This is a genomic window from Aurantimonas sp. NFXS3 (assembly GCF_049132005.1).
Taxonomy (GTDB): domain Bacteria; phylum Pseudomonadota; class Alphaproteobacteria; order Rhizobiales; family Rhizobiaceae; genus Aurantimonas; species Aurantimonas coralicida.
Window position 1 is genome coordinate 422625 of record NZ_JAGDDZ010000003.1, and the last position, 23384, is coordinate 446008.

The 23384-nt window shown below is 62.2% G+C and carries 18 protein-coding genes and 1 pseudogene; 3 read left to right on the top strand and 16 right to left on the bottom strand.

Annotated elements, in window-relative coordinates; genetic code table 11:
• Positions 1 to 7: 7 nt before the first annotated feature.
• Positions 8 to 1279 carry a hypothetical protein gene (locus J3367_RS12255; RefSeq protein WP_202814805.1) on the top strand — a complete coding sequence of 424 codons (1272 nt, stop codon included), beginning with the start codon at positions 8 to 10 and terminating at the stop codon, positions 1277 to 1279.
• A gap of 96 nt (positions 1280 to 1375) precedes the next feature.
• On the top strand, positions 1376 to 2317 hold the full coding sequence (locus J3367_RS12260) for a hypothetical protein (RefSeq protein WP_421461196.1): 942 nt from the start codon (positions 1376 to 1378) through the stop codon (positions 2315 to 2317).
• Here the strand turns inward: J3367_RS12260 and J3367_RS12265 are convergent, their stop codons facing one another.
• Positions 2318 to 4102, bottom strand: coding sequence for a tetratricopeptide repeat protein (locus J3367_RS12265; RefSeq protein ID WP_306302718.1), 1785 nt, complete (start codon positions 4100 to 4102; stop codon positions 2318 to 2320). It lies immediately after the preceding gene.
• A 33-nt stretch (positions 4103 to 4135) separates the two neighbouring features.
• Positions 4136 to 4738, bottom strand: coding sequence for a GNAT family N-acetyltransferase (locus tag J3367_RS12270; RefSeq protein WP_421461198.1), 603 nt, complete (start codon positions 4736 to 4738; stop codon positions 4136 to 4138).
• Positions 4739 to 4841: 103 nt separating this feature from the next.
• On the opposite strand from J3367_RS12270, the gene J3367_RS12275 reads away from it, so the two are divergent.
• Positions 4842 to 5459 (top strand): DUF6538 domain-containing protein, encoded by a 618-nt coding sequence (locus tag J3367_RS12275; protein ID WP_155898430.1) that lies wholly within the window; start codon positions 4842 to 4844, stop codon positions 5457 to 5459.
• A 391-nt stretch (positions 5460 to 5850) separates the two neighbouring features.
• Here the strand turns inward: J3367_RS12275 and J3367_RS12280 are convergent, their stop codons facing one another.
• The 14 genes and pseudogenes from J3367_RS12280 to J3367_RS12345 all read right to left on the bottom strand — a co-directional run.
• Complete coding sequence (locus J3367_RS12280) at positions 5851 to 6582, bottom strand: AprI/Inh family metalloprotease inhibitor (RefSeq protein WP_024350072.1); 732 nt, start codon at positions 6580 to 6582, stop codon at positions 5851 to 5853.
• A gap of 119 nt (positions 6583 to 6701) precedes the next feature.
• Positions 6702 to 7079 carry a curli-like amyloid fiber formation chaperone CsgH gene (csgH, locus tag J3367_RS12285; protein WP_155898429.1) on the bottom strand — a complete coding sequence of 126 codons (378 nt, stop codon included), beginning with the start codon at positions 7077 to 7079 and terminating at the stop codon, positions 6702 to 6704.
• Between the two features lie 8 nt (positions 7080 to 7087).
• Entirely contained in the window at positions 7088 to 7873 is a 786-nt protein-coding gene (locus tag J3367_RS12290) for a hypothetical protein (protein ID WP_024350070.1), read from the bottom strand.
• Positions 7874 to 7905: 32 nt separating this feature from the next.
• Complete coding sequence (locus tag J3367_RS12295; protein WP_162142654.1) at positions 7906 to 8367, bottom strand: hypothetical protein; 462 nt, start codon at positions 8365 to 8367, stop codon at positions 7906 to 7908.
• Positions 8368 to 8530: 163 nt separating this feature from the next.
• Entirely contained in the window at positions 8531 to 10006 is a 1476-nt protein-coding gene (locus J3367_RS12300; RefSeq protein WP_162142653.1) for a hypothetical protein, read from the bottom strand.
• Positions 10007 to 10165: 159 nt separating this feature from the next.
• A complete protein-coding gene (locus tag J3367_RS12305) occupies positions 10166 to 11587 on the bottom strand; it encodes a hypothetical protein (protein ID WP_024350067.1) in 1422 nt (473 codons plus the stop codon).
• A 124-nt stretch (positions 11588 to 11711) separates the two neighbouring features.
• Positions 11712 to 12812: a hypothetical protein gene (locus J3367_RS12310; protein WP_024350066.1), complete on the bottom strand. Its 1101-nt coding sequence runs from the start codon at positions 12810 to 12812 to the stop codon at positions 11712 to 11714.
• A 123-nt stretch (positions 12813 to 12935) separates the two neighbouring features.
• Positions 12936 to 14531, bottom strand: coding sequence for a beta strand repeat-containing protein (locus tag J3367_RS12315; RefSeq protein ID WP_024350065.1), 1596 nt, complete (start codon positions 14529 to 14531; stop codon positions 12936 to 12938).
• Between the two features lie 1134 nt (positions 14532 to 15665).
• Entirely contained in the window at positions 15666 to 16409 is a 744-nt protein-coding gene (locus J3367_RS12320) for a response regulator (RefSeq protein WP_244495387.1), read from the bottom strand.
• 137 nt (positions 16410 to 16546) lie between these two features.
• Positions 16547 to 17749 (bottom strand): CsgG/HfaB family protein, encoded by a 1203-nt coding sequence (locus J3367_RS12325; RefSeq protein ID WP_421461205.1) that lies wholly within the window; start codon positions 17747 to 17749, stop codon positions 16547 to 16549.
• Between the two features lie 54 nt (positions 17750 to 17803).
• The gene (locus J3367_RS12330) at positions 17804 to 18283 is read right to left on the bottom strand and encodes a curli assembly protein CsgF (protein WP_024350062.1); all 480 of its coding nucleotides are present in this window, start codon (positions 18281 to 18283) and stop codon (positions 17804 to 17806) included.
• Between the two features lie 795 nt (positions 18284 to 19078).
• A pseudogene (locus J3367_RS12335) lies at positions 19079 to 19201 on the bottom strand (IS630 family transposase); the annotation flags it as partial.
• A gap of 431 nt (positions 19202 to 19632) precedes the next feature.
• Positions 19633 to 20955 carry an HlyD family type I secretion periplasmic adaptor subunit gene (locus tag J3367_RS12340; RefSeq protein WP_421461208.1) on the bottom strand — a complete coding sequence of 441 codons (1323 nt, stop codon included), beginning with the start codon at positions 20953 to 20955 and terminating at the stop codon, positions 19633 to 19635.
• 48 nt (positions 20956 to 21003) lie between these two features.
• Positions 21004 to 23384: calcium-binding protein (locus J3367_RS12345; protein WP_421461210.1), on the bottom strand; the 2381-nt coding region annotated here is incomplete at its 5' end.

Genomic DNA, 23384 nt, shown 5'->3' on the forward strand with positions numbered 1-23384 from the left:
GGCCGACTTGGCTATATGCGGCACGCGCTTCAGGCTCTTCCCGCAGGCGAGTTTCGCCGCGGCGCAGGTTGCACCTGAGACGGTACTAATCGCGACACCTGCGGGACAGGTGAGGCCCGGTCCTGCTGACCACCGCGCCTACACTGTTTATCCGATCGGCAAGCGCCATCCCTACGGGATCAGCATGGATCGAAAGGACACCACGCTTTCGCTGCCACCGTGGCACGGCCCCATCAATCTGCCAGCATTGCCAGACGCAGAGGGGCACTTCGACTATCTACGGATGGGTACCGAGCAATTCGAGATGGCGCATCTCTTCGGCACCGTGCGCTTCGTCATCGACGTATGGGAAAACTATTTTCAGCGCCCAATACGCTGGCAATTTGAACGCGATTTTCCGCGCTTGGAATTATCCATACTGCCGAGTTTGCAGAATGCATATGCCGGTTATGGCTTCATTGAGGTCGGAGGCCACGGAAAGGGCGAGAGTTTTGTACCGTACAGCTTGAACTTCGATGTGATTGCTCACGAAGTTGGTCACGCCATAATCTACAGCGAGCTCGGTGTACCCGACCCAGAGGCGGCGACCGGCGAGTATTTCGGCTTTCACGAATCGGCGGCTGACCTTGTCGCGCTAATATCTTCTTTGCACTTCAATTCGGTTGTCGACGATCTTCTTTTGACAACGCGCGGCAATCTCTACACCTTGAACCGGGTCAGCCGGATGGCTGAGTTGTCCCCTAACAAACAGATCCGGATTTCGTCGAACGACCGGCGGCTTTCGGAGTTCAAACGTGGCTGGAGAAAAGAGCATGACTTGTCCCAGCCACTGACGGGCGCATTCTTCGATATTCTAGTCGATATATTTCATGAGGAGCTCCTTGAGCATGGGCTGATCACTCCAATATTGGAAGATTTGTCCGATAAATTGCTAGCTACCCCTTATTATGCATCGACCATGCAGCGCTTATTCGACAAAGCATTCGCGCGTGATCCAGACGGGTTCAAGATGGCACTATTGCGGGCGCGCGACATAGTTGGAACATATCTGGCCACGACTTGGGACCTGATTGAGCGGGACGATCTGAGCTACGTTGATGTCGCCGAGGTATTCGAGCTCGTTGATCGGCAACTCAACAGAGGCAGATTTTTTCGAATGATCCGCGGAAATTTTGACCTACGTGACATTGGTTGGGTCAAAGTCGGACCGCAATTGCAGCCGTTTGGCAATGACAGTCACGCTGGGTCAGTTCGCACGTTAGTCCCCAAAGGAAGATGATGTCATCCCTATCCAGCGACACGATTTACAGGTATAATTTGAGGAGGGCTTTAGCGCCCAGCTCTCATTGCCCAGGCCGGGCATAAGGAGGCCTAGATGACCGAGACGCTACTCAGTCCATCGAATATCCTGTTGTTCGGACGCGTGGTGGAGGATCTGGATATCGTAGATCCGCCCGCCCCGATGTCAAACTTTGAAATAGTAGATTTAGCGAGTATCAACAACCACGCGCTTACGGGAATCGTCGAGGTGGACAGCGTCCGTCTGAAACCGAAGCATCGAATACTACTCAAGAACCAGACAGACCCAAATGAGCTTGGCGTTTACAAATTCGTCCCTGCGAATGCCAAAGGCAATGATACTGGATCGTCGCGTTTGGAGATCGATGAAAGCTTCGAATATGAAGCCAACATGATGATAAGAATAAGAAAGGGAAGAACCAACAAGAATACATTTTGGAGAATTGTTGATACAAATCCCGCGAATGGATTTCCGACGGCGATCGTTCCTTCAGCAGATCAGAAAGACGGAAATCATAATCCGTCTCCCGCCAGAAGTCCGCGTACTAATAAGTTCCTACAAAATCAGTTGACCAGTCAATCTGCGCGCTTCGCCCGCGTTTACGGATTTAGCTACGAGGGTACGTATTACGAACTGCCTCGCCCTGTATTGTTTCTGGTCCATGGGGATGGTGTTGAAGCCACTGAATACAGAACGGGAAAGAAGGGCATGGCAAATCGCGCGCGAGCGCCCGGGGACCCCTCGCTTACTGGGCTGGCAGCCGCCGATTTTGACTACGCCGACGAACTGAAAGTCTGGTCTTACGACAAGGCCGACTACACGATTAGAATGGATATCGATACTGGGATGTTTGAGCAGGTGCTTCTCAATACCTTCTTTAGCGACCCCAACAGTGCCGGTGGCCCCAGGGTGGCCGGGGCGATGGTCAGCGGCGCCATGGTGAGTGGTGCGAGGGTTTCTGGCGCTATGCTGAGCGGTGCGCGTTATCCGGGCCGACGGGGCGACGCGAGTGACTGATTAAGAGAGCCCAGCTTTCTGCATCCCGTCAACGAAGTGCTCCACATCAGATTGTAGCCGATCCGGCAAGACTCTCGCCCAATGCTCGACGAGGAAACCAGGATGGGCTTGCAGTACCATTTCAGCTTCACTGCGCGCTTCGTCAAGCCTGCCCATCTGGGCGTAACTCGCAGCAAGCAAACGGCGTCCTTCGGTGGGATTCTGCATCGACTGAATAGTCTGTATGACTTCGTCGTAGCGATGCAGTTTGTAGTATGCGCCACCTAAATGCCAAAGGTACTGGTCCGGAAAAAATGGATTGAGCTGCATTGCCTTTTCGAGAAGGGTGATGGCTTCCTCTGCTCGGCCCGAATGCGCAAGCGCGTCGGCCATGTCGGACATCAGATCTGCATCATTTGGATTAAGCAATAGGGCACGACGATAAGCGCTAATCGATGCATCATGCTCTTTTCGGTACAGGTGCGCGTACCCAAGCTCGCCGAATCCCCTCGCGTCTGTTTCATCTGACAACGTTGCTGAAAGGGCTAAGTTTAGCGCTTCATCCAAAGCGCCAGTCGTCTCGTCACCCCATTTGTAGCGCCAGTCGAGATTGAGGGTTCGCGACTTAGCCGCCAGCGCACGCGCATACTGCGGATCGGCCTGAAGCGCGGCATCGTAAAGCCGGCGAGCGATGAGATTCTCTTCGCGGCGGTACTGAAGAGAGTGCTGCTGGCCTTGTAGGACAAAACCATAAGCGCGCAGATCGGACGGTGGAACACTTCGCAAGCGCTCGCGCTCGGATGCTTCAATCTGAACGGCAATCGCCGCTACAACGGTCCGATTAATCTCGTCTTGAATGTCGAAAATATCGTCGAGATTGCGATTGTATTGCTCGCCCCAGATCGTCCGATCGCGGATGGCGTCAACAAGCTGGACAGTGATCCTGAGACGCTTTCCCGAGCGCCGTACAGTACCATAGATAACGTAGCGTACTTGGAAACGGTGTCCGGCTTCCAGCGGCGATATTTCCTGCTCGCGGTAGACAAAAGCAGAGTTGCGCGCAATCACGAAGAGGTTATGGAAGCGCGACAAGTTCGTCGTGATGTCTTCCGTCAGCCCGTTGGCTAACCAGTTCTCAGTGCCCGGTTCGCCATCAAACTTGAATGGCAAGATGACCACTGATTGGTCGCTTATCGCCGCTGCACGATCCTGCCTCCCTAGCCTCAACGCTGGAGTCATTGCCGCTGGCTCGCTGTCCTCGCGTAGCAGGAAGAGTTCCACCGGTTCGGCGATGTTCTTCAGCACTCTGGGTCCGAGATACTCGAACCCGGCTGGTACCTTGTTGCGTACCTGTTCGTGCACAGTAGAAGTCAATGCGATCGATCCCGGTGGAGCCAGTGACTCAATCCGAGCAGCAATGTTGATGGTGTCGCCGCCTATTCCCTCGTCGGCGAATAGAATCTCACCGCAATGTATCCCAATCCGGAAGACAATGCACCGCTCCGACGGAAGGTCGCTATTCTCAGACTGCATGGCAATCTGCGCCCGCATCGCGAAGCAGACGCAGTCTACGGCGCTGTCGAATAGCATAAAAACGCCATCACCGAGCCGCTGTATGACTTCGCCGCGATATCTTTCGCCGATTTGGCTTAGCAGGCGCAGGCGAGCTATTACCGCCGCGTGGGTACCGACCTCATCCCGACTCATCAAGTCTGCATAATTCACAATGTCAGCGAACAGCGCTGCTCCGAGTCGCCGTCGTGGCCCATTCGGTTGGTCTGGTGCCTTCACTGTCAGCCGCCTCACCGTAATCGAGAATAGCCGGACTCCGGGGTCGGCTTATGGTGCGTGTTCTTCCACCGCCCCAAACCTTATCTTTTGGTCGCATCGGAGCTCCGCCTGAAGAGCGGAGCGATTGGCGTACCATTCGTCCCGCAATACGCCGACAACAACGGCGTCGAATGTCCGGCCCTTGGCAAACCACGCTTCGCGCATTCGGCCCTCTTCGCGAAAGCCGAGGTGCGCGACTAGCCTATCTGTCCGCTCGTTATCCGACCGAAAAAAGGTCGTGAGCCGGCGGAGGCGGAGATGATCGAATGCGATGTCCAGAAGCAGGGAACCGAAATGAAACCCGAGCCCCTTGCCGCGGGCCGGCTTGGACACGAACATTGCTAGCGTGGCATCGCCATGAGCGTACTTGACGGACGAAAACCCGCCGATGGCTGTTGGAGATCGCTCATTCGTCACTACCGTAAACCAGCACGCAGTCGAAGAGTGGTCGCCTGCTAGTTCCGACTCCCACATTCGTCGAAGGGCATTGCGACTAGGCGTCACCGTCAAAGAGCGGTCAAACAGCGCGAGGTCGTCCATATCCAAGAGCCAAGAGCCGAGCGAATCCAAGTCGTCCGGTTCCATTGGGCGCGCGAAGAGCGTCTCGGTCATGCGCTTGATCCGTTCCTGTTACGTTAGGTTACCACATATTCGGATCATTCGATCGCGCGTGACCTACCACTGAGTTTATCCTCCCCTTGGGCGTACCATTTCCTTGAAATGGTACTCCGGCCATCTGATAAATCAATCACTTACCGCCCTCATGCGCGGCTTGCTTGTCAGGCCGCTGCATAACATCATGTGCAACATGGCGGTTGAAGTGGCGATCTCGAATCATCTCACAAAGCGCAACGGCGTCTGGCAGTATGTCCGGCGCGTGCCTAAAGACCCGCGTGGAAGCTTTCCGCTCGCACGGAAATCCCTTCGGACGTCAGTCGAGCGACAGGCTCGCGAGGCAGCCCTCGACCTCGACCGCCTCTGGGATCGACGGTTTGCGGAAGCCCGCGAACGCATTGGCCTCGCCCGACGCGACGGTGATCTGTTTGCATTGAGTACCGACGATTGGGCGTGGCCAGACTGGGAGGCCCTCGCAGCCTGGTTCGAAGCCAGTCTTGCTGAGGAGGGTTGGCAGGCGCGCCTTTCGCAGATCACTGGGCACGCGTTGTCGACGAATGCCGAGCTGTCCCATATCCCTTGGAGGGACGCGCGCATCGTCCGCGACCACATCGACAGAGAAAAGCTCCTGAAGTCGCTGTCGGTGTCCGAGTATGGCGAGCGAAGTGCGAGCTTTGTGCGGGGCTACTGGGACAAAGAAGGCGCCGAGGCCGGTTGATATCGTCAAACTGAATGACGTCATACAGTCCCTGCCTTGGCCGTTCCTGCAAAACGTCCGCGCAGGCAATTCCGCTAGCGAGAGCGCACCGACGCAGGCGACGCGAGGGAGCAAGCCCTCAACAGCGCGCGATCGAGCGGCGCCGGTCCGCAAAGAACTCTGCGCAGGAGAAAGCGCACCAGTGTGAATGAATAGTCGAAGGCCGATCCAGGCTTTCGGCAACATGATGAGAGAAGCCCAAACGACCCCGTCGCCAGTCGGATCCCCTGACTGCAGCTTTAGTGCGTATGGTGTGGTGGGGGAGAAATATGGCGTTTTCTATGGTCGGTATATGGTCGTTATGACGACCTCATATTCGGCGAAGCAGCCCCTCTTGCTGCAATTGTGAGTGTCAGTTCACCATCTGGCACTGTCCGGCGAAGGTGAGGACCGGCCAGCGGCCCTGCCGGACCGCCTTCTGCGGGATCCAGCCGGTGTAGCTGGCGACCTGGGCCTTGCACCACAACCCGTCGGACGCCGTCGTGCACTGGTCGACGACGACGCAGGTGTTGGCCGGGATGGTGGAGACGATTGGGGCGTCGGGGCGGGCTTCCGCCCGGACATTGAGGCGCACGAGCACCGAGGCCTTGGCCGCTTCGCCGGGCGCGGCGGACTCGGGCTGCACGAAGTCCTCCGGCTTGGCGCAACTCGCGGTGTAGCCGTAGAAGACGCATTCCTCGTCGTTCACCGGCCGTGCCAGCGCGACCGCCGTCTCGCGGATGCGCTCGAAGACCAGCGCCTTGCCGGTCTCGGTGTCGCCGCTCATGCGGATCTGGTTGCCGCCCATGCGGGCCAGCACCTGATCGTCGGCGCCGAGCAGCGCGAGCTGCTTGCCGACGATGCCCCAGCCACCGATGCCGGCAAGGTCGCCGCCGCAATTGCGCGCCGTCAGCGCGTAATTGGCGCCCGACTTCTCGGACGCCAGCGACACGCGACAGGCGCCGCCGTCCGAATAGGCCGGATCCAGCGTCTGCCAGTCGCCGGAGAACGCGGCGACGAAGTCGCTTTCGCTCTGGGCCTTGGCCGCCGAATGGCCCGCCAGGGCCATGACGAGCGACAGCCCGGCAATATTCATGATGTTCATTCTTCCCCGTCCCCGTCCCTGGCCGTCTGACCGCGCTCTCTTGCGGCAGTCCGGCTTGTCCCTCGCGAAAACCGTCCGGCCGGAAGCGCTTCGGGCCGGACGGGTCGATCTCGTGTCCGCTACGGTGCCGTCTCGACGACGCTCCGCGCGATCGTCCGGCCGTCGACGCTCAGCACCAGTTCCACCGAGAGCGCGTCGCCCGCCGCCATGGACAGCCCGACCGTGGCCACGTCGGCACTCTCGCCCTTTTCGAGCGTGAAGCGCCCGCCCTGCGACGTCGAGGTGCGGCCGCCGCTGCCCGACCGCTCGATGGTCATCTTCGCGTCCACCGACAAAACCGAAAGCGCCACGGCCCGGCCGGTCATCCGCACGCCGTCGTCCGTCGGCTCCACCACGATCGCCGCGATCGCGCCCGGCTCGGCCGCCCGGCTCGCACCGCCGGTCACCAGCATGATCCCGGCGGCGAGGAGGGCCGTATGTCGTCCTGCCGCGCGCATCGCCGCACTCAGCGTGCGGTCTGGGTGACGGTCACGGCGCCGCGGGTCGCGACGCTGCCGAAGCCGGTCTGGGTCACCGTCACCGTGCCCGGCACGGTGGTGAAAACCTGGGCGCTGGTCCCCGGCGTCAGGTTGTTGCCGATCTGGGTGTAGACGACCGACGTGCCCGGCGGGGAGCCTTCGATGTTGAGCTCGTTGGTGTTGCCGCTGCCGAGCTGGACGACGGTGCCCTGCGTGCCGGCGCCGGCGTTGACGCTGCCGAGATTGCCGTTGCCGACCTGGATGACCGTCCCGTTGATGGCCTCGCCGCCGGTCAGGGTGCCGGAAAGCGGGCCCGTGACGTTGACCGTGGCATTGTTGCCGACGCCGTACTGGCCGACGAGCGCGTTGCTGCCGTTGAGGGCGTTGATGGTCGCGACGTTGGCTCCGTCGAGGTTGCCGACACGGGCCCCGCCCGGCTGGGTCGCCCCGACGGTCTGGCCGGTGTTGTTCTGGTAGAGATAGACCTCGCCGCCGTTCGCGACTGCATCTGCGCCGTCGTCGGTGACGGTGATCGTGGCGCGGTTGTTGCCGCCCAGCTGCGACGAGCTCTCGTCGAGGCTGAGAAGGCTTCCGAACCGACCGAGCGAGAGGCCGCCGACCGTGCTGCCGCTGGCTTGCGACTGGTCAACGAAGAGCGAGTTGCCCGTGCCGGTCTGCAGGATCGTCAGCGTGTTGTCCTCGGCGCTCGCCGGAACGACCGCGGACCACATGGCCAGGGCCGCGATGGCTGAGCCAAGAAGGGAGGGACGCATGCCGGAACCTTTCCGAATGCGAGATCCCTGCCTTAGCGGGACCTCTGGGTGATGCTGACATTGTTCCCCATCCCGGTCTGGGAGAAGGAGGCGAAGTTGTTGCCGCCGAACTGCTGGACGGCCGCCTGGTTGCCGATGCCCGAGATCGAGCCGACGATGGTGTTGCCGTCGCCCTGCTGCAGCATGGCGAAGAGATTGCTCGAGCCTATTACGTCGAGGCTCATCATGTTGCCCTGTCCGCGCTGCGTCAGCGTGCCCGGCATCAGGCCGGAGCTCAAGGCCGCACTGGTGAAGGTCGACCCCACCGGACCGCCATTGCGGTCGCCCGTCAGGCTGACGCGGACCTTGTTCGTCACGGCGGCGCTCAGCGGGACTTCCTGTAAGATGCTGAGGCCGTTGCCGCTGCCGGCGATCGTCAGTTCCGTAGCGTTCAGCGAATTCGGATCCGTCAGGATCACAAGAGAATTGTCGGCCGCGGCCGGAAAGGTCGTCAACAGGACCGCGACAGTGAGGCATGCACGCATCCGATACATCGAACTGCTCCGGGTTGATCTTACCCGGATTATGGCGCGCAAGCCTTAATAACATTTTTCGCCCACCTCTGGAATTTTGAGCAACAGCAGCATTTTCCGCACATCGGCGGCGCATTGTCGGCTTCTACTGCTGAATCACCAGGCCGTTCCCCTTTCCTCGCTGCGAAAAAGACGCAACGTTTGCAGTTCCCGCCTGGGTCACCACGGCCTGGTTCCCGGTGCCCGAGACGAGGCCGTAGATCCGGTTGTCCTGGTCCTTCTGCGAGAAGGCGAAGGCGTTCAGGTCGCCGGTGACGATGACGTCCACCGTGTTGAGCGTGCCGGCCTGCACGATGTCGCCGGGCTTCAGCCCCTCGGCGGTGGCCACCGCCAGGCGGTCGCCGGTGAAGCCGGTTACCTGCAGGGCGTTGTTGCTGTTGCCGCTGATCGAGACGACCGCGAGATTGCCGGTGCCGTTCTGCCTGAGGGCGGCCTGGTTGCGCTCCCCGGCGAAGTCCGCCGCGGCGGCGTTCGCCGTGCCGTCCTGCAGGAAGGTGAAGCTGTTGTCGTCGCCGATCTGCCGGACCGCCATCTCGTTCTCGTCACCCGACACGGTGCCGGTCGCGCCGTTGCCGTCGCCTTCCTGCGAGACGCCGTAGAGGTTCCCGGTGCTGTCGTCGGAGGTGACGTAGCTGACGCTGTTGTCGTCGCCGATCTGCAAGATCATGGCCTGGTAGACGGCCGCGGCGTTGCGGATGATGCTGAAATTGTCGGTGGCGCCGTTGCCGCCATTGTCGCTGCCGGCGAGCGTCAGGGTGACCCTGTTGCCGGAGATCCCGACGCCGTCGTTGTTCTGCAGGATCTGCGCGACCTGGTTGCGCGAGCCGCTCTGCAGCAGTTCCAAGCGGTTGAGGATGCCGCTCTGCTCGACGCTGAGGACGGCGTTGTCGAGGCCGTTGGACTGCTCGATCCCGGCGGCGTTCTCGGTGCCGATCTGCCGGACCGTCCCGATCTGCTGGCCGGCCTGGGTCTGGAGGATGCCGGCGTCGTTGCCGGCGCCGTTCTGCAGGACGGTCACCACGGTGTTGTCGCCGGCGATGTTGCCGGTCTGCGTGATGGCGACGCGGTTGGTGACCCGTTCGTCCGGTCCGGCCGCGGTGTTGGTCTGGATCACCTGCCCGACCGACTGGGCGCCGGCCAGCGAGGACTGGCGCAGCACCAGCTCGTTCGAGGCGGCGCCGGCGGCGCTGAAGGCGGCGAGCGCCTGCTGCTGGATCGCCTCGATCGCCGTGCTGGCGAAGCCGAAGAAGGGCGTGTCCTGGATGATGTCGATGACGTTGCGGTTGCCGAGCTGGCCGGTGCCGGTGGCGACCAGCCCGAGGCTTGGCCGCACGCCCGTACGGGTGTTGGTGGCGACGGAATTGTTCGATCCGGTCTGCCGGATGGTGATCTGGTTGTCGCGGCCGTCCTGGCCGAGCGGCAAGCCGTCCGTCGGGCCGCCGACGACGTTGCCGTTGCCGTCCTGCTCGATGGCGATCGCGTTGGTGTTGCCGGTCTGGCCGATGAAGACGGAGTTGTCGCCGGCGGTCTGGGCGCTGGCGGCAGCAAGCGGAACAAGCATGGCGGACGCGATCAGCATCAAACCGGGTAAAGGCCGTCGGACCATTTTACGTCTCCTGCCACTGTGATGCGATCGACCGTCTCGACCGCCTTCGGATCGAATGGCGGGGCGGCCGGATGCACGCATCCAGCCGCCCCAACCGGTTTCTCGTCGCCTGGCTTACTGCCGGACGCCGATGTTGTTGAAGCTGCCGTTCTGGGTGAAGGTCGCCATGTCGCCACCCGACTGCGAGACGACGGCCTGGTTGTTGCTGCCCATGATCGTGCCGTTGATCGTGTTGTTGGAAGACGACTGGCGCATCGAGAACAGGTTGTTGTCGGACGGCGAACCGACCGCGCCCACCTTCAGCTCCATCGTGTTGTTGCTGCCGCCCTGCTCCAGGTAGCCCGGGGTCCGGTTGAAGAAGATCGACCCTGCATCGCCGGTGAAGCCGCCGAGCGACGTCGCGTTGTTGCCGGAACCGACTAGCGAAACGACCAGCGAGGACGTTGCATTGCCGTTCTGCGTCTGGGTGATGCCAAGCCGGTTGTTGCTGCCGTCGATGTCGATGTCGGCAGATACCCGCGCCGAGGCGCCGCTGTTGGTCGTCTGGTTCAGGCCGACGTCGTTACCCGACCCCGTGATGGTGACGATCGCGTCGTCGCGCAGTGCCTGGCCGATGCCGATGTTCTGGCCGACCGCGAGCTGGTTGTCGGAGCCCGTGACCGAGGCCGTCAGACCCGCCGTCCCGGTCTGGATGAAGCCATAGGCATTGTCGTTGCCGTTGATGGTGACGTCGAGGCCGTTGGAGCCGGTCTGCCGAACGACGCTGCGCTCGAGTCCGGCCACGACGAAGCGCGAGTCCATGCCGAGGCCGGCCGCGAAGCCGGTGCCGAAGCCCGTCTGCCCGTTGTCGGAGCCCAGGATCTCGAGGCTCGCCTGGTTGCCTGCGGCAAAGCCCGTGGAATTCTGCGCCGCGACGTAGGTGCGGTTGCGATCGCCCACCGTCGAGATGGTCAGCGTGTTGTTGCCGCCGTTCTGGTAGATGCCGCTCTCCGTCTCGTTTTGGCTGCTCCGCGGCAGCGCACGGTACTGGCTGCGACCGACGAGGTTCTGGCTGCCGGTCTGGGTGACCGACACGCTGTTGCCGTCGCTCGACTGGGAAATCGATGTGACGCCGTTGAAGCTGCCGGTCTGGCTCACAGTCGCGCCGTTGTCGTTCCCGATCTGCTTGAGCTGGAAGACGCGGTTCCGGTCGCCGTCCTGGCGGATCGTGGCGGTGTTGTCGTCTCCCTGCTGCAGGAAGCCGGCGTAATCATTGTCGACAGCGTCCACCGAACCGGCGCCGACGAAGTTCTGCCGGCCGCCCCGGATGTCGTCCGCGATCTGCTCGATCCGCAGCGTGTTGTCGTCGCCGTCCTGAGTGATGGCGTGATCGCTGGAGCCGGCGACGTTGCTGCCGACGCCGCTCTGAAGGACGAGGCCAGTGTTGTCCTGGCCCGACTGCAGGGTGAAAGCGTCGTTGTCGTCGGCGAAGGCGATGCTGGCGCCGAGGGCGAGGATGGACGCCGAGAGCAGCGTCGCCTTGAGGGACTTCTTCATGATCTTTTCCTTTGCTGGCGAGGGCATCGGCCTGACCGCTGTCGCGGTTCGAGGCACTGCCGCAGCGCGCTGGTGAAACGGGTCAAGGGGACGAGGGGCAGCCTGAAGGCCGCCCCCCGGCTGATCACTGCCTCACGCCGAGGGTGTTGCCGGATCCGACCTGCGAGAAGGTCGCGGTGTTCGAGACCCCGTCCTGGTTGACGACGGCCTGGTTGCCGTCGCCCGCGATGCTGCCCGTGGCGCGGTTGCCGCGATTGGCCTGGTTGACCGAGAAGCGGTTGGAGTCGCCATCGACGTCGAGCGAGACGAGCTGGTTCGAGCCGAACTGCTGGATCAGCCCCGGACGCTGGAAGCCGTAGGCCGCCGAGCGGGCGTCGCCGGAGAAGCCGCCAAGGCCGTTGCTGTTGTTGAGGTCGCCAGTGATGGTGACATCCGCGATGATCCCGGCGCCGCCCTGGTTGAAGACCAGCGCGTTGCTGTCGCCGGCGATGGTGGCGGTTGCCACCGCGCCGTTTGCCTGACGCGCCAGGAGCTGGTTCGAGTCGCCGACCACGGAAGCGACGAGCGAGGTATTGCCGCCCGTCTGGCGCACGGCGAACTGGTTCGAGTTGCCGTCAGCACGATAGTTGAAGTTGTTGTTCGCGCCGCTCTGCGAGACCGAGGCGAGCTGCAGTCCGTTCTGCGCGGCGAATTCGGCGGCCAAGCTGAACCGCTGGAAGCCGCCGACGCCGTTGGAGGAGCCGTCCTGGACGATGGTCATGAAGTTCTGCGGGCCGGCGGCGGTCATCGTCTGCGAGATCGTGTCGACGACATTGCCGGTCCCGCCGGTCTGGGAGACCGATGCGACGTTCGTCGAGGTCGAGTTGGTCGTGAAGTTCGCGGTCTGCTGCACGTTCAGCACTGCATTGCCGTTCGATCCGGCGAACTGGATGATCGTCAGCTTGTTCTTGGTGCCGGTCTGGTCGACGCCGAGCGTGCCCGTTCCGACCTGGCTGGTGGACCCGAGCTGCTTGATCGACAGCATGTTGCCGCTGCCGGCCTGCGTTGCGTTCTGCGCGACCGGCGCAAGACCGACCTGGTTGCCCGACCCGCTCTGCTGGATGAGAGCGGTATTGTCCGTGCCCGACTGCAGGGTGAAGGCGTCGTTGTCGTCGGCGAACGCGCTGCCGGCGCCGAGGGCGAGGATGGACGCCGAGAGCAGCGTCGCCTTGAGGGACTTCTTCATGATCGGCTCCTTCGACGAGGGGCTTGGCCTGGCCGCCTTCGGCGGGGTGAGGCACGGCCGCAACGCCGGCTATGAAATGGGATGAGGCAAGGAAGGGGCGGCTGAGCCGCCCCTTCGCGGGACTTACTGGCTGACGCCGAGGACGTTGCCCGAGCCGGTCTGGCTGAAGGTCGCGCTGTTGCCGTTGCCGGCCTGAACGACCGCGGCCTGGTTGCCCGTGCTGATGCCGGTTCCGGCACCGCCGTTGCCGTTGATCGAGCCGTCGATCATGTTGTCATCGCCGATCTGGGAGAAGGCGAAGACGTTGCCGTTCGAGGCTCCGGCGTCACCGACACTCATGGTGATGTCGTTGCCCGCGCCGGTCTGGATCAGGTTGCCGGCGGTTAGGCCGAGCGAGCCGGCATCGTTACCGCCGAAGGCGCCGACGTTGTTGAAGCTGCCCCAGAGGGTGACGGTCGCCTCGTTGCGCTCGCCGAAGAACGAGCCGGTCTGGTCGATGTTCAGCTGGTTGCTGTTGCCGGCGGTGAGCGAGACGGTGGCGGTGTTGTTGCCGCCGAACAACGACGACGTCTGCTGGACCGTGAACGTGTTGTCCGAGCCGTTGTTGATGGTCACCGTGGCGTCGTTCGTCCGGCCGAAGCTGCCAATCGGGCCGTCCTGGCTGATGCCCACCTGGTTGCCGTTGGAAACCCCGTTGATCGAGACGCTGGCGTCGTTGCCGAAATCGAACTGCTCGATGCCGACATTGTTGGCGAGGCCGGCGATCGTGGAGAGGCTTACGGCATTCTCGGTACCGATCTGACGGATGCCGAGCTGGTTGTTCGTGCCGGCGAGGGTGATGCCGGTCGCCGCGTTGTCGGAGCCGCTCTGGGTGACGCCGAACTGGGCGCCCGTGCCGGAGACGAGCATGCCGATCGCGTTGCCTTCGCCGGTCTGCGACAGGGTGCTCGCGGTCGCCCCGGAGGCGGCGGCCTGGCCGGAGAGTCCGCCGCCGCCATTGCCGTCACCGGACATGTCGATGGTCAGCGTGTTCTTGCTGCCGAGACGGTCGCTGCGCTGGCTGACCGAGGCGAGGATGTTGCCTTCGCCCGACTGCGTGACGGTCGCCTCATTGCCAGGACGGGTCGTGACCGGGATACCGAAGACGGTGCCGGGAACCTCGGTCTGCGAGAACGAGGTGACCAGGTTGCCGCCGCCATCCTGGGTGATCGAACCCTCGTTGTTCCGACCAGTCTGGCTGGCGGTGGTCACGGTGTTCAGGGTCGCACCCTGCACGATCGTCAGGACGTTGGTGCCGCTGGTGCCGCGACCCGCCTGCTGGACGTTGCTGATGGTGTTGTCCGTGCCGGTCTGGGTGAGAGTCGCATCGTTCCGGCCGACGGTCTGGTCGACGCCGGCGGTGCCGGTGCCGATCTCGTTGCCCGAACCGGCCTGGTTGACGTCGAGGACGTTCGACGCGCCCGTCTGGGTCATGGCATTGCCGTCAACGCCGGCGATGTTGCCGCCCACACCGGACTGCCGGATGTCGGCGTCGTTGGTGGTGCCGTTCTGAAGAAGAAACGCTTCGTTGTCGGCGCTACCCGACTGGTTGACGGCAGCGGTGTTGCCCTGCTGGATCTGCTCGACGTCGGCGGTGTTTCCATTCGACTGGGCGTGAGCGGCGCCAGCCATCATGCCCATGGCCGTCGCGGCCAGAAGTACGCTCTTCAGGTTCGTCATGTGTCACCCCTATTCCCCCGCCCGGCATCACGCCGCAGCGTCGTTGACCTTGCTTGTTGACCGGGGCCTCCCAGGCCTTCCGGGTCTGTCCGAGACACGTCTGCCGCCGCGGCGTCGGCCACTGACGCGGCCAGGGTGGGAGAGACCGGCATCGCGGCGGACCGCAGGCAAGCCGAAGGCATTCGCAGGAATCTCCCCCTGCGTCGAACCGTCGGCGTTTCTTCGGTCTTTCTCTCCACTCCCTCGCCGCTGCTTCAGGATCTCTGTCTTTTCCATCCCTTTAACGGCTTGCTAACCCTTTAGAGGATTTGCCGACCAAGGGTCAATCACGGAACGTCGAGTGAGCCATTTTACCCCTTGGTAACGTTAAGGGTGTGCACGTTCGGAGTGGCAGACCCCATCGCCGACGTCGGCCACGGACGCTTTGAGCGGCGTTAATGCGTCCGTAATAACCCATTAATAACAGATGGATAGCGCGCCTCCATTCGCCTCGAGGTTGCCCCATGGCTGAGTGACTTAGCCGGATGGATTAAGGTTTGAGCCGTTCGACTAGGCCGAATGGCCGGCGACAAGAAGGGCCGGGATAACGGCCAGGTCGTTCAACGCAGTAGTACGGCCTCGAAGCTTGGCGCGGGGCTTTTCAACGAAGTGTCGTGTGGAAGACCGCCTTTGCATCCCATCCCGGATCAATTTCAAGAATTTCCTGAGGTTCTTGTGATGGGATTGGGTTCTGCATGATACCAGTCACGGCGAATTCTTCCGGCTTGCTATGCGGCCCAATTTGCCGTTGCGCCTCAACTCACGGTGTGCACACGGATGACGCCCCACGAGGATTCAGCGATCGCTGCGGCGCGCTGCGGCGGCGACCGAACAAGCTCCGTGCTAAGGAAATGATGGCTACCCGAAGCACTGCGGGTCAGGTCCGGGTGCCAGACGCGATCCGGGGGACGGGCGCACGAGGCGGCGAACCCGTCGGCTTCTTGCCGGGTGTGGCTGCGGATGGCGTCGTTGGCGAAACGGTGATCGGCTCTCCGCCGGCGCCTGAGAGCTCCGGTGGCCCGCCCGTCGGCGCGACCTGCCACCACGCGATGGCCGGGTGCTCGCCAGATACCGAGACCTGGCGCGCGAGCACCGCTAATCCTGTCCGACGTTGGAACCTTCGGGATCGGCGTCGGACCCCAGGCGCCGGTCAGGCCTCGCCGCGCCGTCCACTCCATTCGTCTCGTCGCGATCACCGCGATGCTGCCACGGCGCATCGCCACTCGTCCAGCCGACCGCGCCGGCGCGCACCAGCGCCTCCGTCCGGTTGCGCGCGCCATGCAGACGCAGAAGTCCCGCCACATGCGCCTTCACGGCGCCTTCGGAAAGGCCGAGCGAGCGGGCAATTTGCTTGTTGGAGGCGCCTTTGGCGAGGTGGTTCCACACCTCCTCTTGGCGCGCCGTCAGGGAAACGCGCTGCGGATCGGGGCGCTCGCCGGCCCGCACCCGTGGCAGCAGCGACAGGATCGTCGGCGGCAGATAGAATCCGCCGGCGAGGATGAGGTTCAGGGCCTGGATCATCAGGCGCGGCGAAGAATCCTTGGGAATGAACCCTGCGGCCCCGTCATCCAGCGCAGCACGGATCATTGCGGGCTCGTCCTTGCCCGACACGACCGCGACGGGTGCCCCGCCCGTGCGGCGGCGAATATTGCCGATCTCCGACCCGTGTTCCAGGCCGCCAAGAAGATGGTCGACGAGGATCAGGTCGTAGCTGCCGGCTGACAACAACTCCCAGAGTTCGTCGGCAGTGGCAGCCTCGTGGACTTCGACGACATCCGCCAGCTCCTGCAGGAGATAGCGCAAACCTGCCCGGAACAGCGCGTGCCCGTCCGCCACCACCAGTTTCAATGGCGTCGCCAACCCAGGATGAGACATCCTGTCCTGAGCTCCCGTTTTCGCCGAGACCTGAGCCAAGCGTTGCGCGACGGGTGGGGCACAGGACAACGGAGGGGAGGCTGATCCATTCACCGGCCGGTTCAGCCGACGTTGGCTGCGACCCGTGCCGGGTTCGCCTCGCTCGGTTCCCTCGATCCGACCGCGTCTTCGTCAGGAGCCGGTGCAGGCGGCAATTGCCGCGGTGCCTGTTCCTCGATCTGGCGCTGGATCGGCGCATTGCTCGGAACACCGGGCAACTGCCGCAGATTCTGCTGCGCAGGCGGCTGCGTTACCACGCGCGGCGCGGCTGCCGGCGAGCTCGCCGGACGGGCAGAGCGCTGGGAAACGCGCACCGGGGCCGCCGGGACCGTCTGCACGGAATCGGCGGCAGCCTCGGTCGCGGGACGCGGCAGGGTCTGGGCCGCCGCAGTCAGCTGTTCGCCGTACTCCTGCGCCTTGTAGGCCTCGACATAGGCGCGGCCGGCCGCCGGATCGCTGAACTCCCAGATCGAGAGATCGGCGCCCTCGACGATGAGCCCCTCGACGGCCTTCTCGATCGCCGACTGGACCGCGATCTGCTTCGGCTCGTTGTAGGTGACGCCGGCCTCGGCCATGAAGAGCTCGTCGATCTTCACGTAGCGGAAGGCGCCGCCTTGGAGGGCATAGGATGCGACCGCCTTGCGGACCGTCACCGTGGTCAGGACCTCGCCGGTCTTCGTCGACACGGCCCGGAGCGTCACGGTCACGACGTCGTGGATGTATTTGGTGTCGGCGCTGATCCCGAGGAAGCCGGCGCCCACGCCACCCGTCATGATGTTGGTGTCGTAGCCGATGATGCCGCCCTCGATGATGATGTTGGCATGCAGAAGCGGCGGAACCACTTTCGGATCGAGCTGCGTCTCGTTACGGTACAGCCGGCGCATCTCCGTGATGATCTGGCGCTCCTTCAGGAGGTTATCCAGCTCGGCGCGCTCCAGCACGGTGAACCAGCGCCGCTCGCCGGCGTCCTGCAATGCCTGGATCAGCATCGAGGCGCCACCCTGCGTCACCGCGCGCGATAGCGACTGGACGTTTTCCCGTTCCTTGAACTGGCCGGTCAGATCCTCATAGCCATAGACCGCGACGACGGTCTTCTGCCTCGGTGGTGGCACGCGACGGAGATCGTCGTTGGGCCGCGACACCGGTGCGATCACGGGCGGCGTATCTGTGAACGCCTCCTGGGTCACGCAGCCGGAAAGCGAAGCTAGGGCGACGATCATCACTGCCAGCCGCAGGCCGCCCCGCGTGCAGATACAACTCAACATGGTTTCCCCTCAGGCATGCACGACCGGGTTCTGACGAACAGGGCCCCCTGCAGATCAATTTAGGCTTGACGTGACGAGTTGCGGAACGACGATGTCCGTCACTGTGCCGTCCGCGCCGTTCACGATGGTCAAACGGATCGAATCCAGCGTCCGCGAGAAGGTAACGCTCGTGTCGCCGAAGGTTACGGTGCCGCTGTCCTGCGGGTTCTCGCCGAAGATCGCCTCGGTGACCTGCGAGGCGAGCGCCGAGAGTAGCCGCCCCTGAAGTTGGCTGACGAAGAGATCAGCCTGGCTGTTGCCCACTCCTCCGCCGCCGCCGCCGCCGATGCCGCCCCCCGACAGGCCATCGTCGGCATCACTCGCCGTCGCGTCACGCTGAGCGTTGGCAATCGCGAAAAGGTGCGAGGAATTGAGCGGATTGCCGCCAAACGACGGGTTCACCGGCGTGTAGACGAGATCGCCGGCTGTCGCCGTATTTGACGCAGCAGCGAAAATCAGCACTGCCCAGCAAACGACGCCAATCTTCCTCACCATAATCTTCCCTCTCAGCCAAAAACTGCTCCGCATGCTCCCTGAGCATCCGACCCCTAGGTCACCTAGCATGCTGCAACATTAAAGAGGGAGTCCATAATCAGGCATTATGCCGACGTTGGGGCATTTTCGTCACACATGATGAACGCGTTCGCAGAGAATGGGTATACCGTCTGACATCGTAGGGCCGGATATTTCGCCGAGGCAAACGCCCCTTTGGGCGCCGGTCGCGGCCTACGCTCACGCCCCCACGCAGCCTGTCATTAACGTTTCATTAATAGCCGATAGCGATGCCACGTCCGAGCAGTTTTAAGAAGCGTTAAAGTAACGCTTTCGATTAATTCGCGTCAAACTATATGCACCCCTCTTTGAACCCCACCCATTAAACAAATCATCGGCCATATGACGCCTACAGATGATCTGCCGGGCTTGGGCGGCTTCGGATTGCGATTGCTGGTGACGCCGAGGATGCTGCGTCGATCGGACCGGGCGATCGCTCAACTCGGCACTGGAAGCATGAAATGGAGCGCTCCAACATGACGAACACCGAGTAATTTGGCTTTGTGGCGGGATAGGTTCACGAGCGACGCGTCGTTGCCATCCTCTCACTTCGGGGGCGGCGGCCATTGGGAATTCGATTCGACGCCTCGCAGTGTTAGAGGAAGTGCAAAGTTGAACGGATGACGAAGCAGACGCGGCCTCAGTCGGTGCTATGGCCACCCATGCTTGCTTGCGCATAACAATCTGTATAACAGTCAAAAAATAACGCGCGGTAAGTGATTGATTATCCTACTCTTGGATCGACCGGATCGCCGTCGATATGCCGATCCCAAACCGGGCGGCCGCCTGGCTTGCAGACATTCCGTCCGACGACGCGTTCAGTACTCGTGACCGTAGATCCTCGCTCAATGCTCTGGCCATCTTCCACCTCCATCGAAGCGGGATCTGAATCAGACGCCGCTCTGCCCGTCACTTCACATTCGATTCATCGATCGAAGGAAGTACTCTAGTGTACCTTTCGACAGGCGGCTACATTGACACGGCCGGATGGCCTTATTGACGTGATCAGAATTCTTCTTGAGAACTCGATGCGTCGTTTCAGATCAGATTCCCTCTGGGCTAGATCCTGTGCCTCGTTGAGAGTTATCATCAGCACTTTTATATCTGAAACGGACAGAATTGCAATCAATTCCCGTTTTCTTGACAATACAGATCCCATAATTTCTCTGGCGCCCGAGCGTTGATTGATTTATACAAGCCGCAGTCATCGTTTTTTTACACTGAATTTCGCATCCATGCGCAAGAAGACCGACTTCGATCTATCCGCACAGACGATGCCTTTCACGACCCTTCTACTCTTCTCGGAACGAGCGCATCATCTGGTCGGTAAATGGCTTGACCAGATAGGATAGTGCCGAGCGTTCGCCGGTTTTGAGGAACACCTCAACGGGCATACCTGGAACGAGGATCTGCTTGCCGAGGCCCCGATCCTCGTCGGTAATGGCGATAGTGGAAAGGTAATAGGTCTGTCCGCTGGCTGGATCGAGTGTCGCCGCGGCGCCTACGATGTCAACTCTGCCGTCGATCTCGGGCGTAGTGCGCTGGTTGAAGGCGGAGAAGCGCAGCTTTACGTCTTGGCCCACGCTAACCTGGTCAATGTCGATCGGCGACAGCCTGGCTTCCACGACGAGTTCCTCGCCTTCCGGCACGATCCCCATCACTGTCTCGCCTGGCGAGATGACGCCATCGACCGTGTGTACCTTCAGATCGTTGACGAACCCAGCAATTGGTGCGCGCAAATCCATTCGCGAGAGGCGATCACGGGCAGCCACGATCCGTTCAGACAATTCGGCCACGCGGGCGTCGACGTCTCTGAGTTCGCGCTGCGCGTCAGTTCGGGTCTGTTGATCCAATTCAATGATTTTCATTCGGGCTTCGCTGATTTGCCCTTTGACCCGTGCAATGTTCGCTTCGATCTCCCCCTTCAAACCGTCGATCTTTGCAAGATCACGTTCCATAGTGCGGGTCCGGGTACTCTCGACCAGCTTCCGCTTTACCAGTGGAGCCAGACGGGCCAGATCCTCAGCAATCATCTGGCGCTCCAAGGCGTTGGATTCCCGTTGCGATTCCAGCCCCCGGACTTGCTCGCCGTACTGCTCAATCTGGGACTGCAACTGATCGCGCTGGGCGTCGCGGGTGGCTCGGTTGTCACTGAACAACCGGCGCTCGCCCTCTGCGATTGCAGCTGTCACAGCGGCCGTTTCGAAGAGCTGGTCGAACAGGACATCATCAGCTCCGTCGCGTTCGGCGCGCAACCGTGCTTGCCGGCCGATCAGTTCCGACAACTGGGAGGAGATCACGCCGAGCTCTGCTTTGGTCTGGGTCTCGTCGAGCCTGATCAGGACTTCGCCGGCTTCAACCACGTCGCCATTCGCCACGAGGATCGCCCCGACAATCCCGCCGTCGCGATGCTGAATCTGCTTGACCTGCTTCTTCACCGTGACCTTGCCTTGGGCAATAATCGCTCCGGAGAGGCTGGCTTGGGCCGCCCAGCCACCGCATCCCACGATCAGGGCAGTCGCCAGCAGGCCTGACGTGATAATCCGCGAGCGAATGCCGAAGCGCTGTCCGGCCTGCGTCGCCTCGCTTTCCTGGGCCTTTTGCGTGCCACTCATCTCATGCTCCTCCAAGGATTATTGCGTCGGCGATCGCGGCTGTCGGCTTCAACCGTCGTCGCGGCCAGCCAGGATAAAATCCTGTTCGGTCAGCAAATGCCGACCATGCAGGACGAGCTCGAATTCCATCTCGGAATCTTCGTCGAGATTACCGCCCACAATGGTGATGTCCTGGTCGCCGGTCTCGTCGGAGATAAGCTGGTGACGATAGGTCACTGCGCCGATCTCCGCGGTCGTCGACGAAGCGGCGCCGGCAAAGAACAGCTTTTGCGCAGCGAAGTCGTCGAGGTCCCGACCGAGACGCGACAGGTCGATACGGTCGCCAACCGAGAAGTCCTGGATATGGTCGCGAGGCCCGCCCTCGTTGGTCAAGGCGTCAAGGGAGCGGAACACGAAGATGTCGTTACCCGCACCGCCGACCATGATGTTGACCTCATCGTCGGCAACGAGCCGATCATTTCCACGACCGCCGCGGATGTTCTCGATCTCGAAGAGACGAGCCTCGCGGGTGCCGTCGATCGTCACCCATCCATCAGGCAAGTCGATCGTCGCGTCGAAGATGATTTGGGATAAGTCCAGCGTGTCGTTGCCGCCACCGCCATAGACGGTGTCGATGGCGCCATCGGCGACAAGAATGATGCAATCGTCCCCGGCGCTGCCCTCGAGGATGTCGACGCCGGCACCATCGAATAGCATGTCGTCGCCGTCGCCGCCGACGAGGTGATCGTTTCCGTCGCCGCCATCGAGCGTGTCGTTGCCTGCGGCGCCATGAAGAACGTCGTCGCCGTCATCGCCGTGAAGGACGTCGTCGCCCTCGCCTCCGTCGATTGCGTCGTTGCCGGCACCGCCATGCAGCACGTCGTTGCCACTCGCGCCGAACATTGTGTCGTCGCCGTCGTCGCCATGGAGGACGTCGTCGCCCTCGCCTCCATCGAGTGCGTCATTGCCGCCACCACCATGCAACTCGTCATCGCCGGTGCCGCCGAAGAGCTGGTCACTACCATCATCGCCTTGAAGGACGTCGTCATCGGCACCGCCGAGAATGATATCGGCGCCCACACCACCGATGAGGACGTCGGCTCCAGCCCCGCCCTCGATATGATCGTCGCCGTCGCCCCCATGGATGACGTCAACGCCGTCTTCGCCAAAGAGCCGATCGTTTCCGACGCCGCCGTCGATGTAGTCGTTGCCGTCTCCCCCGTGGGCTTCGTCGTTGCCGTCGCCACCGAAGATGATGTCGTTGCCGGCATCGCCATAAAGAAGGTCGTCGCCCTGTTCGCCAAACAGCGTGTCATCGCCCTCGCCGCCGAACAGGATGTCATTGCCGCGGCCGCCCCATAGAATGTCGTTGCCGGCGCCTCCGACCAGCCGATCGTTACCGTCGCCGCCATAAAGGATATCGTCGCTCTCGCGGCCGTAGATCATGTCGTTGCCGCCGCGGCCATCGATCAGGTCAGCATAGGGCGTGCCGATCAGCATATCGTCGCCATCGGTGCCGACGATCGCTTCGGTTTCCGGCAGACGGATTTCCAGATGCGCTGTCTGCATGACGACTTCGTCGCCGTCGCTGACCTGGTAACGGAAGACCACCGCTCCGGTCTCGTCGATTGCAGGCGTGTAAAGCCAACGGTCAAGACCGATACGCTCCAGCCTGCCGCCATCCGCCTCCAGATAACGCACGATCAGCGTGTCGCCGTCGGGGTCGCTCGCGCCGTGAAGCAGTTCACCCATGGTGATGATCACCGACAGGTTAAGCAGCCCGTTGTCGAGATAGACCGGGCCGGAGAGAACCGGACGACGGTTTGTCTTCGTCGGCGCCGGGTCATCGTCATCTTCGTCGCCGGGTGTTGTTTGATCCGGGTCCGGATCGAGAGCGCCGGGGTCTTCGTGATCGCCAGGGCCAGGTCCGTCGGGTTGACCGCTCATGGGCGGTAGGCTCACGACGGGTTGGTTATCATTGGCTGTCGGCAGCGACGAATTTGTCCCCGTCGGATTGCCCGATCCCAACGGTCTGGAACCGACATTTGCACCAGTCGTATCGGCGGGTGCCATCTTCGTCGCTCGTTCAAAGGCGGCCTGAGAGGGGCCGTCCCCCGCTTGCGCGAACGCAAACTCCGACACGTCAAAGGCAGGCAGCGGCCTGCCCTTGGCTATGGCATCGAGGTAGTCCGAGATCCGGACAACCTTATCCAGAGCAGCCGCATCGGCTGCTTCGATGGGGGCAGCCGTCGTCGCCTGAACGTCCGGGGTCTGGTTCGGCTGCGGTGAGGACTTCTGGTTGCCGGGAGCTTCCTTCTCCTCATCATCGTCCTGGAAGATCTGTTTGAGTATGCCCGCGAAGGCCACGACGAAGAGTGGCAGCACGGCCAGGGAGTTCACTCGCGAAGCGTTGTCCTTGATCTCGAAACGCTTCTTCGGCGCATTGGCCG

Bases quoted from the DNA above. Each gene is read 5' to 3' on its own strand.
- J3367_RS12260 (WP_421461196.1), top strand. From the start codon at position 1,376: ATGACCGAGACGCTACTCAGTCCATCGAATATCCTGTTGTTCGGACGC.
- J3367_RS12270 (WP_421461198.1), bottom strand. From the start codon at position 4,738: ATGACCGAGACGCTCTTCGCGCGCCCAATGGAACCGGACGACTTGGAT.
- J3367_RS12280 (WP_024350072.1), bottom strand. From the start codon at position 6,582: ATGAACATCATGAATATTGCCGGGCTGTCGCTCGTCATGGCCCTGGCG.
- csgH (WP_155898429.1), bottom strand. From the start codon at position 7,079: ATGCGCGCGGCAGGACGACATACGGCCCTCCTCGCCGCCGGGATCATG.
- J3367_RS12290 (WP_024350070.1), bottom strand. From the start codon at position 7,873: ATGCGTCCCTCCCTTCTTGGCTCAGCCATCGCGGCCCTGGCCATGTGG.
- J3367_RS12300 (WP_162142653.1), bottom strand. From the start codon at position 10,006: ATGCTTGTTCCGCTTGCTGCCGCCAGCGCCCAGACCGCCGGCGACAAC.
- J3367_RS12305 (WP_024350067.1), bottom strand. From the start codon at position 11,587: ATGAAGAAGTCCCTCAAGGCGACGCTGCTCTCGGCGTCCATCCTCGCC.
- J3367_RS12310 (WP_024350066.1), bottom strand. From the start codon at position 12,812: ATGAAGAAGTCCCTCAAGGCGACGCTGCTCTCGGCGTCCATCCTCGCC.
- J3367_RS12315 (WP_024350065.1), bottom strand. From the start codon at position 14,531: ATGACGAACCTGAAGAGCGTACTTCTGGCCGCGACGGCCATGGGCATG.
- J3367_RS12325 (WP_421461205.1), bottom strand. From the start codon at position 17,749: ATGTTGAGTTGTATCTGCACGCGGGGCGGCCTGCGGCTGGCAGTGATG.
- J3367_RS12330 (WP_024350062.1), bottom strand. From the start codon at position 18,283: ATGGTGAGGAAGATTGGCGTCGTTTGCTGGGCAGTGCTGATTTTCGCT.
- J3367_RS12340 (WP_421461208.1), bottom strand. From the start codon at position 20,955: ATGAGTGGCACGCAAAAGGCCCAGGAAAGCGAGGCGACGCAGGCCGGA.